Annotated in this window: 10 protein-coding genes; 6 read left to right on the top strand and 4 right to left on the bottom strand. The window is 67.8% G+C overall.

Annotation, left to right across the window (positions count from 1 at the left end; translation table 11 throughout):
* Window positions 1-118: 118 nt before the first annotated feature.
* Window positions 119-1612, top strand: a complete 1494-nt coding sequence (locus ACYP33_RS29600; protein ID WP_414451026.1) for a DEAD/DEAH box helicase — start codon at window positions 119-121, stop codon at window positions 1610-1612.
* Between the two features lie 172 nt (window positions 1613-1784).
* Here the strand turns inward: ACYP33_RS29600 and ACYP33_RS29595 are convergent, their stop codons facing one another.
* The 3 genes from ACYP33_RS29595 to ACYP33_RS29585 all read right to left on the bottom strand — a co-directional run bounded on the left by ACYP33_RS29595 (window position 1785) and on the right by ACYP33_RS29585 (window position 5195).
* A complete protein-coding gene (locus ACYP33_RS29595) occupies window positions 1785-2333 on the bottom strand; it encodes a hypothetical protein (protein ID WP_459624880.1) in 549 nt (182 codons plus the stop codon).
* A gap of 49 nt (window positions 2334-2382) precedes the next feature.
* Window positions 2383-3210, bottom strand: coding sequence for a ferritin-like domain-containing protein (locus ACYP33_RS29590; RefSeq protein ID WP_414443030.1), 828 nt, complete (start codon window positions 3208-3210; stop codon window positions 2383-2385).
* 344 nt (window positions 3211-3554) lie between these two features.
* Window positions 3555-5195, bottom strand: a complete 1641-nt coding sequence (locus tag ACYP33_RS29585) for a gamma-glutamyltransferase family protein (RefSeq protein WP_459624879.1) — start codon at window positions 5193-5195, stop codon at window positions 3555-3557.
* A 193-nt stretch (window positions 5196-5388) separates the two neighbouring features.
* Between ACYP33_RS29585 and ACYP33_RS29580 the strand changes: the two genes are divergently transcribed.
* Window positions 5389-6171 carry a DeoR/GlpR family DNA-binding transcription regulator gene (locus ACYP33_RS29580; RefSeq protein WP_414443032.1) on the top strand — a complete coding sequence of 261 codons (783 nt, stop codon included), beginning with the start codon at window positions 5389-5391 and terminating at the stop codon, window positions 6169-6171.
* Between the two features lie 361 nt (window positions 6172-6532).
* Window positions 6533-6730, top strand: coding sequence for a phage tail assembly chaperone (locus ACYP33_RS29575; RefSeq protein ID WP_013699317.1), 198 nt, complete (start codon window positions 6533-6535; stop codon window positions 6728-6730).
* 141 nt (window positions 6731-6871) lie between these two features.
* On the opposite strand, the gene ACYP33_RS29570 is transcribed toward ACYP33_RS29575, so the two are convergent.
* Window positions 6872-7243, bottom strand: a complete 372-nt coding sequence (locus tag ACYP33_RS29570) for a hypothetical protein (protein WP_414451023.1) — start codon at window positions 7241-7243, stop codon at window positions 6872-6874.
* 151 nt (window positions 7244-7394) lie between these two features.
* Between ACYP33_RS29570 and glpD the strand changes: the two genes are divergently transcribed.
* The 3 genes from glpD to ACYP33_RS29555 form a co-directional block, all read left to right on the top strand.
* Window positions 7395-8945, top strand: coding sequence for a glycerol-3-phosphate dehydrogenase (gene glpD, locus ACYP33_RS29565; protein WP_459624953.1), 1551 nt, complete (start codon window positions 7395-7397; stop codon window positions 8943-8945).
* A 126-nt stretch (window positions 8946-9071) separates the two neighbouring features.
* Window positions 9072-10574 (top strand): glycerol kinase GlpK, encoded by a 1503-nt coding sequence (gene glpK, locus ACYP33_RS29560; RefSeq protein ID WP_414445657.1) that lies wholly within the window; start codon window positions 9072-9074, stop codon window positions 10572-10574.
* Between the two features lie 124 nt (window positions 10575-10698).
* The coding region (locus tag ACYP33_RS29555) for an MIP/aquaporin family protein (RefSeq protein WP_459624878.1) at window positions 10699-11371 on the top strand (673 nt) is incomplete at its 3' end.

The following is an 11371-nucleotide window of genomic DNA, read 5'->3' as shown; positions in this document are numbered from 1 at the left end:
ACACGGGGGCGGGGCCGCGCGACACCGCGGCCACGCCCTTTTTGCTTTTTTTGTATGACGATGCCTCGCGGTGCCTACCGGCGCCGCGGCGGCGTCTTTCCGAACCCCAAGAGAGTTTATGTCTTTTGCTTCCCTCGGCCTCGCCGAACCCCTCGTGCGAGCCGTCAACGAACTCGGCTACAGCGAACCCACTCCGATTCAATCCCAGGCGATTCCCGCCGTGCTCGGCGGCGGCGACCTGCTCGCCGGCGCGCAAACCGGCACCGGCAAGACGGCCGGCTTCACGCTGCCGATCCTGCAGCGCCTGAACGACATGCCGGCCCCGCAGGCGGGCGCGAAGCGCCCGGTGCGCGCGCTGATCCTCACGCCCACGCGCGAGCTGGCCGCGCAGGTCGAGGAAAGCGTGCGCGCCTACGGCAAGTACCTGAAGCTGCGCTCCACCGTGATGTTCGGCGGCGTCAGCATCAATCCGCAGATCGATGCGCTCAAGCGCGGCGTCGATATCGTGGTGGCCACGCCGGGCCGCCTGCTCGACCACATGCAGCAGAAGACGATCGACGTGTCGCAGCTCGACATCCTCGTGCTCGACGAAGCCGACCGCATGCTCGACATGGGCTTCATCCACGACATCAAGCGCGTGCTGGCCAAGCTGCCGGCCAAGCGCCAGAACCTGCTGTTCTCGGCCACCTTCTCCGACGAGATCAAGACGCTCGCCGACAACCTGCTCGATTCGCCGGCGCTGATCGAAGTGGCGCGCCGCAACACCACGGCCGAATCGATCGCGCAGAAGATCTACCCGGTGGACCGCGACCGCAAGCGCGAGCTGCTCACGCACCTGATCCGCGAACACAACTGGTTCCAGGTGCTGGTGTTTACGCGCACCAAGCACGGCGCGAACCGCCTGGCCGAGCAACTGGCGAAGGACGACATCAGCGCGCTGGCGATCCACGGCAACAAGAGCCAGTCGGCCCGCACGCGCGCGCTCACGGAATTCAAGGCGAATACGCTGCAGGTGCTGGTCGCCACCGACATCGCCGCGCGCGGCATCGACATCGACCAACTGCCGCACGTCGTCAACTACGAGCTGCCGAACGTGCCGGAAGATTACGTGCACCGCATCGGCCGCACCGGCCGCGCGGGCGCGACGGGCGAAGCCGTGTCGCTGGTGTGCGTCGACGAAAAGCAATTGCTGCGCGACATCGAACGCCTGATCAAGCGCGAGATTCCGCAGGAAGTGATCGCCGGCTTCGAACCCGATCCGAACGCCAAGCCGGAGCCGATTCAGCGCCGCAGCGGACAGCAGCCGCAACGTGGCGGTGGCGGTGGCGGCGGTGGTGGCAATCGCCAGCCGCAGGGCGGCGGCCAGGGCCGCGCGCAGACGGCACGTGGCGGCCAGCCCTCGGCAAAGCCGGCGGGCAGCAAGCCGGCAGCCAAGCCCGCCGCCAAGCCGGTCAAGGCCGCGCAAGGTGCGGGCAATGCCGGCGGCAACAAGCCGGCAGCCAAGCCGCGTGCGGCACAACCGGGCGGCGCACGTCCGGCCGGCAGCGGCAACGGCAACGCCGGGCACGCCAACCGCAGCCGCACCTCGCGCAGCGGTTCGCGCGGCAACTGATCGGCGCCAAGCCGCGTCAGGCGGCAGTGCACGGCGGCGCAACGCAAGCCGCGCCGCCGTGTGCCGTCAGGCTGTTTCTGTTTCGATAGCCGGAAGTGACGGGCGGGAAGCCGAACGGCACGAGCGCAAGGCGCGTGCCGCTTCCCGTCCAACAGGCCGTTTCAGCCGCGCGTCAACGCGGCGCGGCGGCCGCAATCAGCCGGATCTGCTCGATCTGGCGCGCCCAGCGCGCGACCACGGCGTCGCGCTTTTCATCGAGTTCGAACGTAATGCCCGAAGTCAGCCGCGCATAGCCGACGCGCTGCGCATCGCCGCTGGCGAGCGTCGCGCGGAAGCAGGCCAGGCCCGCCACGCCGGTGCCGTCGTCGGCCGGGCGGTCGCCCGTCGCGCCGGCCGGCTCGACGCGCAGCCGCGCCTGGTAAAACGCGCCGTCGGCCACGAAACTCAGCACCGCAGCGCGCTCGCGCACCAGCAATTGCGCACCGCGCGAACGTGGCCACAGCGCGAGATACAGCGAACCGGCATCGGGCGCGTACAGCTCGCCGACGCTCAACAACGTGGTGCGCGCATCGGGCGGCTCGACCTCCCGATCAACGATCACCAGCGAGGCCGTGAACGCCAGCTTGCCGTCGAGCGCCGTGCCGTCGAACAGCGCGAGGCAGGCGGGCGGCCACGCGTCGAACGTCCAGCGATCGAGCGCGGCGCGATCGGCCGCGCTCATGCCGGGCTCCGAAGGAAGGGCGCGAGCGCGCCCGGGACCAGGGCGGGGATCAACGGAAGAACACGTGCTGGGTCAGCTTGGTCAGCGGATACTGCAAGCCGGGCTGAATGCGCGACGGCAGATCGAGCGGCTTGAGCAGCATCTTCACGCACATGTCGGCCGACAGATGGCGGCGCACCAGCCGGTTGACGCGCACCACGCGCTCGCGGTTGTAGGCCGTATCGCGCACCTTCTCGGGATAGCGAATCGCGAACACGTGGCGCAGCGCGATCTCGGAATCCTCGTTGCGGATTTCGAGCAAGCGGCGCAGCAGCGCGCCGAGCACGGCCATCCGGCCATTGCCCTCGACCGCGTTGTACTTCTTGAAATACTTGAGGAAGTGCTTGTAGTGACGCACTTCGTCCGAACGGATGTTGTTGGTGATTTCCTTCAGCACCGGCTCGTCCGAGCATTCGTTGATCGCGCGGTAGAGCGTGGCGGTGCCGGTTTCGACCACGCAGCGCGCCACCATCTCCAGCGCGCGCGTTTTCTCGAACGCTTCGAGCGAGCAGGTTTTCGAGTATTCGTCGAAGAAATTGTGGAATGCGAGATCCCAGTCGAACTCGGGCCACACGTAGCCGATATAGGCCTTCAACGCGCGGCCGTGCTGCAGCTCCTCGTGTTCCCACTGCTCGTTGAGCCAGTCGGCTACTTCGGGGTCCTCACCGAAAAACTGGCTCAAATTGCTCGTGTAGAGATCGGAGCCGCTCTCGATGAACGACGCCGCGCACAGCAGCAGCAGCAAGTCTTCATTGGCGGCGGCCTTCGTGCGGTCGATCCGCGTGAGGTCGATGTCTTCGATGCGCCAGGGCATCACATGCTTCGTTTCGGCCAGCATCGTAGCGCTCCCAAGCACTTTGCCCCGATGGCGCGGCCGGCTGCGGCACGGCGGCGAAGCCGGCCCAGCGGCCGCACGGCCTGTCGGACAAAGCGGATATGAATGAATTATTTCGATCTGGATCCGCTTATCTTAGCCGGAACTTCTCGAATGTGCCTTCAGTCACAGACCTCTCCCGCGACACGCAGTTCCGCGCTGCCTATTGCGCCGCATCAGGCAATTAATTCGAAAGTCGCTTGCAATTCAATTCGAATCTGCGAAAGCGCGTGATGGCGCGGTATTTTGGCGTCCTCTCCATGCTGGCGGGCACCTGCGACGCGCAGCGCCGGTGCCCGCGCCGACCGTCAGAAACCGGCGGCCAGGCCGTCTCGGCGGCTGTCGCTGGCGGCCACGTAGCCGCGCTCGGGATCGTCGGCGTCGAGACGCCAGATGAACTGGCCCGAGCCGAAATCCATATACGGATCGTCGATCGACTGCATGCGGTGGCCGCGCGCCTGAAGCCCGGCCGCCACCTCGCGGTCGAGCGTGGCTTCCAGGTCGAGCGTGAAATCGCGGTTGACCTTCCAGCGCGGCGCGCAGCAGGCGGCCTGCGGCTGCTGGCCGTAGGCGAGCATCCGCACGATGGTCTGCAGGTGCCCTTGCGGCTGCATGTCGCCGCCCATCACGCCGAAGCTCATGACGGCTTCCTGGCGGCCATCGCGCTCGCGCGTGAGGAACGCCGGAATGATCGTATGAAACGGCCGCTTGCCGCCCGCCACCACGTTCGGCGAGGCCGGATCCATCGAGAAGCCGCAGCCGCGGTTCTGCAACGCGATGCCGTGGCCCGGCACCACCAGCCCCGAGCCGAAGCCCATGTAGTTCGACTGGATGAAGCTGATCATCATGCCGCGCTCGTCGGCCGCCGACAGGTAGATCGTGCCGCCCGAGCGCGGCATGCCCGGCGCGAAGTGCGTGGCGCGGGCCGGATCGATCAGTTTGGCGCGCTCGGCCAGGTAAGCGTCGTCGAGCATCTGCTCGGGCGTCACGTCCATCGAGCGCGGATCGGCCACGTAGCGGTACACATCGGCGAAGGCCAGCTTCATCGCCTCGATCTGCAGATGCTGCGATTCGACCGAATCCACCGGCATCGATTCGATATCGAAGCGCTCGACGATCCCCAGCGCGATCAGCGCCGCGATGCCCTGCCCGTTCGGCGGGATTTCATGAACCGTGTGGCCGCGAAACGACTTGCCGATCGGCTCGACCCATTCGGGGCGATAGGCGCGCAGATCCTCGGCCGTCATCGCGCCGCCGGTGTCGCGCGCGAACGCGGCCAGCGCCTCGCCCGGCGCGCCCTCGTAGAACGCGCGCGCGCCTTCGCGGGCCAGCGTCTTCAGCGTGTGCGCGTGGCCGGCCAGCACCACGCGCTCGCCCACCTCGGGCGCGCGGCCGTGCGGCAGGAAGGTCTCGGCGAAGCCCGGCTGGTCGCGCAGCGCGGGCACCGCGGCGGCCCACTTGGCGGCGACGATCGAGGCCACCGAATGGCCGCGTTCGGCCAGCTCGATGGCCGGCTCCAGCAGATCGGCGAACGGCAGCGAGCCGAAGCGCGCATGCAACGCCTCCCAGCCGGCGATCACGCCGGGCACCGTGACGGTGTCCCAGCCGCGCTGCGGCTGGCGCGCCAGGCCGTTGGCGTCCTCGCCGTGGCGACGGCGGAAATAGTCGGGGTTCCACGCGGCCGGCGCCACGCCCGAGGCGTTCAGGCCGTGCAGCTTCGCGCCGTCCCAGACCAGCGCGAACGCATCGCCGCCGAGCCCGCACGACACCGGCTCGACCACCGTGATCGCGGCGGCGGCGGCGATCGCCGCATCGACGGCGTTGCCGCCCTTCCAGAGCATCCGCAGCCCGGCCTGGGCGGCCAGCGGGTGCGAGGTCGAAACGACATTGCGCGCAAACACGGGCTGTCGGACGGACGGATAGGGGTTCTGCCAGTTGAAGCGGGTCATGCAACGGCTCCTGGAGAAAAAGGGAAAAGCGGGGCTCGGCGCACCAATGCGGCCATTGGCGGCGCGCGCAAACTGCCATTCCAACGCGAATGCGCGCGCGGAGCAAGCCGGCACGCTCGCGTCGCGAAAACGAAATGTTCGTTCGCGTGCTTGCTTACAATGGACATCCGTTTCACTTGCCTTCGAACGAACCATGACGACCCGCGACCCGCGCCTTTCGCTCAATGCCCGCCAGCAGGAACTGCTCGACTGGGTGCAACGCGACGGCTTCGTGACCGTCGACGATCTGGCCAACCATTTCGACGTCACGCCGCAAACCATCCGCCGCGACGTCAACTGGCTCGCCGATCTGAACCTGCTGCGCCGCTACCACGGCGGCGCGAGCCTGCCGACCAGCTCCGAGAACGTCTCCTACAGCGCGCGTCAGCGCATGTTCCACGACGAGAAACGACGCATCGCGGCGCTCGCGGCCTCGCATATCCCCGATCAGGCCTCGCTGTTCATCAACCTCGGCACCACCACCGAGGAGGTGGCGCGCGCGCTGAACCGCCATCGCGGCCTGCGCGTGATCACCAACAACCTGAACGTCGCGAGCATGATGAGCGGCTATCCGGAGTGCGAGGTGCTGATCACGGGCGGCATCGTGCGGCCGTGGGACAAGGGCATCGTCGGCGAGCTGGCGATCGATTTCATCCGTCAGTTCAAGGTGGACTACGCGATCATCGGCACCTCGGCGATCGAAACCGACGGCACGATGCGCGATTTCGACACGCGCGAGGTGCGCGTGGCCGAGGCGATCATCCAGCACGCGCGCACCGTGTATCTGGTGACGGATCATTCGAAGTTCGGCCGCCCGGCGCTGGTCCGTCAGGGCCACCTGTCGCAGGTGCATGCGCTGTTCACCGACAAGCCGCTGCCCGAGGACATGACCGAGACGATCGCCGCGGCCGGCACCCAGGTGTATGTGGCCGATTGAGCGGAGCCGTTGCGCCGCGCCGGCGGCGCTCGCATCGCGCGTGCCCTCACCTGGCAGGCCTCGCCGATGCGTTGCCCCACCGCCCCGAAATCCCCCGCCCCGTGCTGCATCGCAGCGCAAACTTCAAGTGAAATCAAGAAGTTGCCGCGTCGAGCCGGCCGTTGGAATTGTGACGAATTGTCAATCGAATTATTTTTGGGGCCGCATTTGGGGTTCCCCAAACCGTTGACTACACTCCCAATCCCCGGCGTTCATGCACCGCGAACGCTGTCGTGAGCATTTCCCCCCGAGCCTTCCCTGCTGGGTAACGCGCCCCGGATGCTGTCCGGCCGTGAGAAGTACGGTTTGTCTGGAGAGAACGATGCTGAGTCCGCATGAATTCGCCACCCTGTTGCTCGTCAAGGACGCGCCCGATCAGGCCGAAATGGAACGCGACGAACTGGACGCGCTGCTGGAGCAGCAACTGGTTCGGCTGGAGGCCCTCGGTTCGGGCCGCCGCTACTGCGTGACCGAGAGCGGCGACGCCGCGCTCAGGTCGATCAAGGTCCGCTATTCCTGAACGCCACACCGGTTCCGCCAACATCGCGGCCGCCGTCTCCGGACGACGGCCGTTTTCGTTGCGGCGTTCGTTTTCGGGTTCGTTTTCATTCGAGCGCAGGCGCGCCGCGTGGGCGCCTCGCTGTACGCCCGCGCCCGGCCCTCAGCCGCCGCGCAGCGTCGGATCGGCCTTCGAGCGCCAGGTGACGGCCTGCGCACGCATCGTGTTCAGATAGTCGATCCAGCCGGTGCGCGCCGCCGCGTCGGGCTGCGCGCCGAGCGCCGCGTGATGCGCGGCCAGCCCGTTCGAAAACGCGCAGAAATCCGCCTCGCTCAAGCGGCCGTGCCGCTTCGCCACCCACGCGTCGCCCAGCGCCGAGTAGACGGATGCACGATCGCGGCCGTAATCGTGCGGCTCGCCGCAGGCCCGCTGCAGCGTGTCGAAGCTCGGCTGCGCACCCCAGCCGCCGGGCAGCAACGCCGTCGAGCAGCCCGCGAGCAGCGCGAGCGCGCCGGCCACCATGATCTGACGCATGTTTCCTCCTCGATGAAGACAATCCCGCCAGTATCGTCCGGGATGAAGGCGCGCGCTACCGACCCTCTTAAACGAACTTTACTTTTTCGCTTTTGTTCATTAAATTTCGAATTCGAAAATATCGAGTTCGACTATGGGACAAAGGGCAGCAGTGACCGAACAGACGCACTACGACGTACTCGTGATCGGCGGCGGCATCAACGGCGCGGGCATCGCGCGCGACGCGGCCGGGCGCGGTTGGTCGGTACTTCTTTGCGAACAGGACGACCTCGCCTCGCACACGTCCTCGTCCAGCACCAAGCTGATCCACGGCGGCCTGCGCTATCTCGAATACAAGGAATTCGGGCTGGTGCGCAAGGCGCTGCAGGAGCGCGAAACGCTGCTGCGCGCCGCGCCCCACATCATGTGGCCGCTGCGCTTCGTCATGCCGCACATGCCGAACCTGCGCCCGGCCTGGCTGATCCGCGTCGGCCTGTTCCTCTACGATCACCTCGCCCGCCGCGAACTGCTGCCCGGCTCGCACGGCATCACGATGGCCCGTCACGCGGCCGGCGGCCCGCTGATCGATTCGATCAAGCGCGGCTTCGTCTATTCCGACGGCTGGGTGGACGACGCGCGCCTCGTGGTGCTCAACGCGATGGACGCACGCGAGCGCGGCGCCACCATCCTGACGCGCACCCGGCTGATCTCGGCCGAACGCGCCGACGGCGAATGGCTCGCGCGCCTGCAACGCGCCGACGGCTCGACGTTCGAGGTGCGCGCCCGCGCGATCGCCAACGCGGCCGGCCCGTGGGTCGGCTCGGTGCTGCACGGCGCGCTCGGCCGCGACGCGCGCCACAGCGTGCGGCTCGTCAAGGGCAGCCATATCATCACGAAGCGCCTGTTCGAGCACGATCACGCCTACATCTTCCAGAACCCGGACAAGCGGATCATCTTCGCGATTCCGTACGAACACGATTTCACGCTGATCGGCACGACCGACGTGGAATACCACGACGATCCGTCGAAGGTGTCGATCGACGGCGACGAGACGCAATACCTGTGCGACTCGATCAACCGCTATTTCAAGCAGAAGATCTCGCCGGCCGACGTGCACTGGACCTACTCCGGCGTGCGCCCGCTGCTCGAGGATGAAAACGCCGACAACCCGTCGGCCGTCACGCGCGACTACCGGCTCGAGATGGACCCGGGCCGGGGCGCGCCGCTGCTGTCGGTGTTCGGCGGCAAGATCACCACCTTCCGCAAGCTGGCCGAGGATGCGGCCGGCCTGCTCGGCGAAGCGCTCGGCTCACCCGCGCCGGCCTGGACAGCAGGCCAGCCGCTGCCGGGCGGCGACATCGCCGACGCGCGCTTCGCGCCGTTCGCCGATGCGTTCGCGCAGCGCCATGCCTGGCTGCCGGCCGCGCTCGCGCGCCGCTACGCGCGCGCCTACGGCACCCGCGCCGAACGCGTGGTGGCCGGCGCCCGATCGGTCGACGGGCTGGGCGCGGCGATCGCGCCGGGCCTGTACGAAGCGGAACTGCGTTACCTGCGCGATCACGAATGGGCGACCTGCGCCGAGGACGTGCTCTGGCGCCGCTCGAAGCTGGGGCTGCATGTCGCGCCCGGCACGCTCGACGCGGTCACGGCGGCGGTGGCGGCCTGGTTCACGGCCACCCGCGCGCTGGCCGCCGAACCGGCGCAAGTCCGCCCGGTTCACTGACGCACCGGCAACACCGAAGGCAGCAACGCGCGGCGCGCCAACCAGCCGCCGCGCGGGATCGACCGCAGCACGCGCCGCGACGAGGCCGGCGCGAAACAAAATTACTGACGAATGGAGATGAGACAGATGCAGGATCAATACATCCTCGCACTCGATCAAGGCACGACCAGCTCACGCGCGATGCTGTTCGATCGCCAGGGCAACATCAAGTCGATTGCCCAGAAGGAGTTCGAGCAAATCTATCCGCAGCCGGGCTGGGTCGAGCACGACCCGCGCGAAATCTGGTCGACGCAGGCCGGCGTGGCCGCCGAGGCCGTCACGCGCGCGGGCCTGAACGGCACGTCGATCGCCGCGATCGGCATCACCAACCAGCGCGAGACGACCATCGTCTGGGATCGCGAGACAGGCCAGCCGGTCTACAACGCGATCGTCTGGCAGGACCGCCGCACCGCCGATTTCTGCGATTCGCTGAAGAAGGACGGCCTGGAGGCGATGGTGCGCACCAAGACCGGCCTGCCGATCGATTCGTACTTCTCCGGCACCAAGATCCGCTGGATTCTCGACAACGTCGAAGGCGCGCGCGAGAAGGCGAAGCAAGGCAAGCTCGCGTTCGGCACGGTCGACAGCTGGCTGGTGTGGAACTTCACGAAGGGCGAGCTGCATGTGACCGACGTGACCAACGCGTCACGCACCATGCTGTTCAACATCCACACCCGCGAATGGGACGACGAGCTGCTGGCCGCGCTCGACATCCCGCGCAGCATGCTGCCCGAGGTCAAGGCGTCGTCGGAAGTCTACGGTCACACCAAGACCACCGTGTTCGCGTCGAAGCTGCCGCTGGCCGGCATCGCGGGCGATCAGCACGCGGCCCTGTTCGGCCAGATGTGCACCAGCTCGGGGATGGTGAAGAACACCTACGGCACCGGCTGCTTCCTGATGATGAACACCGGCGAGAAGCCGATCGAATCGAAGAACAACCTGGTCACCACGATCGCCTGGCAGATCGGCGATCAGGTCAACTACGCGCTCGAAGGCAGCATCTTCATCGCCGGCGCGGTGGTGCAGTGGCTGCGCGACGGGCTCGGCATCATCAAGTCCGCCACCGAGATCGAAAAGCTCGCGGCCAGCGTGCCGCACACCGATGGCGTGTATCTCGTGCCGGCGTTCGCCGGCCTCGGCGCGCCGCACTGGAACGCCCGCGCGCGCGGCTCGCTGTTCGGCGTCACGCGCGGCACCACCGATGCGCATCTGGCACGCGCCGCGCTCGACGCGATCGCCTACCAGTCGCTCGACGTGCTGGCCGCCATGGAAGCCGATTCGGGCCTCAGCATCGGCGAGCTGCGCGTGGACGGCGGCGCGAGCGCCAACAACCTGCTGATGCAGTTCCAGGCCGACCTGCTCGGCGTGGACGCGGTGCGTCCGCAGATCACCGAAACCACCGCGCTCGGCGCCGCCTACCTGGCGGGCCTGGCGACCGGCTACTGGGAGAACCTCGACGCGGTGCGCAGCCAGTGGCAGCTCGACCGGCGCTTCTCGCCGTCGATGCCCGCCGATCAGGTGAGCACCGCGCTGGCCGGCTGGCAGCGTGCGGTGCGCGCCGCCAAGACCTGGGCCGACGACAGGCGGTAAACTGCGCGCCCGCCGCCGCGTGCACCAAGCCCGCGCGGCGGGCGATACAAGCAGCCACCCTTCATAACGAGCAGGCGGACCGTGCAACGCGCGAGTCCGCCGCATTGGTAGAGAGACACTCGACATGTCACCTTATATTGCGGAGTTCATCGGCACGGCGATCCTCGTGCTGCTCGGCAACGGCGCCGTTGCCAACGTGCTCCTCGCGAAGACCAAGGGCCGCGGCGCGGACCTGATCGTCATCGTGATGGGCTGGGCGATGGCGGTGTTCGTCGCCGTCTACGTCACCGCGAAGTTCAGCGGCGCGCACCTCAACCCGATCGTCACCATCAGCCTCGCGCTGGCGGGCAAGTTCGCCTGGTCGAAGGTGGCCGGCTACGTGGCCGCGCAGATGCTCGGCGGGATGGCGGGCGCGCTGCTGGTCTGGCTCGCCTATCGGCAGCACTTCGCCAAGGAGGTCGATCCCGATCTCAAGCTCGCGGTGTTCTGCACCGCGCCGGCGATCCGCAGCGTCGCGCACAACGTGCTGACCGAGGCGATCTGCACGTTCGTGCTGATTCTCGGCGTGCTGTATCTGGCCGCGCCGCAAGTGGGGCTCGGCGCGCTCGACGCGTTGCCGGTGGGCTTGCTGGTGCTCGGCATCGGCATCTCGCTGGGCGGCCCGACCGGCTATGCGATGAGCCCGGCGCGCGATCTGTCGCCGCGCATCATGCACGCGCTGCTGCCGATTCCGGGCAAGCGCGACAGCGACTGGCGCTATGCGTGGATTCCGGTGCTCGGGCCGCTGGCCGGCGGAG

This window comes from Burkholderia sp. 3C (assembly GCF_054589155.1).
The sequence above is the reverse complement of the archived record's forward strand: the minus strand, read 5'-3'. Positions and strand labels throughout refer to the sequence as shown.

Excerpts from the sequence above, each read along its gene's own strand:
- ACYP33_RS29600 (WP_414451026.1), top strand. The coding sequence starts at position 119 with ATGTCTTTTGCTTCCCTCGGCCTCGCCGAACCCCTCGTGCGAGCCGTC.
- ACYP33_RS29595 (WP_459624880.1), bottom strand. The coding sequence starts at position 2,333 with ATGAGCGCGGCCGATCGCGCCGCGCTCGATCGCTGGACGTTCGACGCG.
- ACYP33_RS29590 (WP_414443030.1), bottom strand. The coding sequence starts at position 3,210 with ATGCTGGCCGAAACGAAGCATGTGATGCCCTGGCGCATCGAAGACATC.
- ACYP33_RS29585 (WP_459624879.1), bottom strand. The coding sequence starts at position 5,195 with ATGACCCGCTTCAACTGGCAGAACCCCTATCCGTCCGTCCGACAGCCC.
- ACYP33_RS29580 (WP_414443032.1), top strand. The coding sequence starts at position 5,389 with ATGACGACCCGCGACCCGCGCCTTTCGCTCAATGCCCGCCAGCAGGAA.
- ACYP33_RS29575 (WP_013699317.1), top strand. The coding sequence starts at position 6,533 with ATGCTGAGTCCGCATGAATTCGCCACCCTGTTGCTCGTCAAGGACGCG.
- ACYP33_RS29570 (WP_414451023.1), bottom strand. The coding sequence starts at position 7,243 with ATGCGTCAGATCATGGTGGCCGGCGCGCTCGCGCTGCTCGCGGGCTGC.
- glpK (WP_414445657.1), top strand. The coding sequence starts at position 9,072 with ATGCAGGATCAATACATCCTCGCACTCGATCAAGGCACGACCAGCTCA.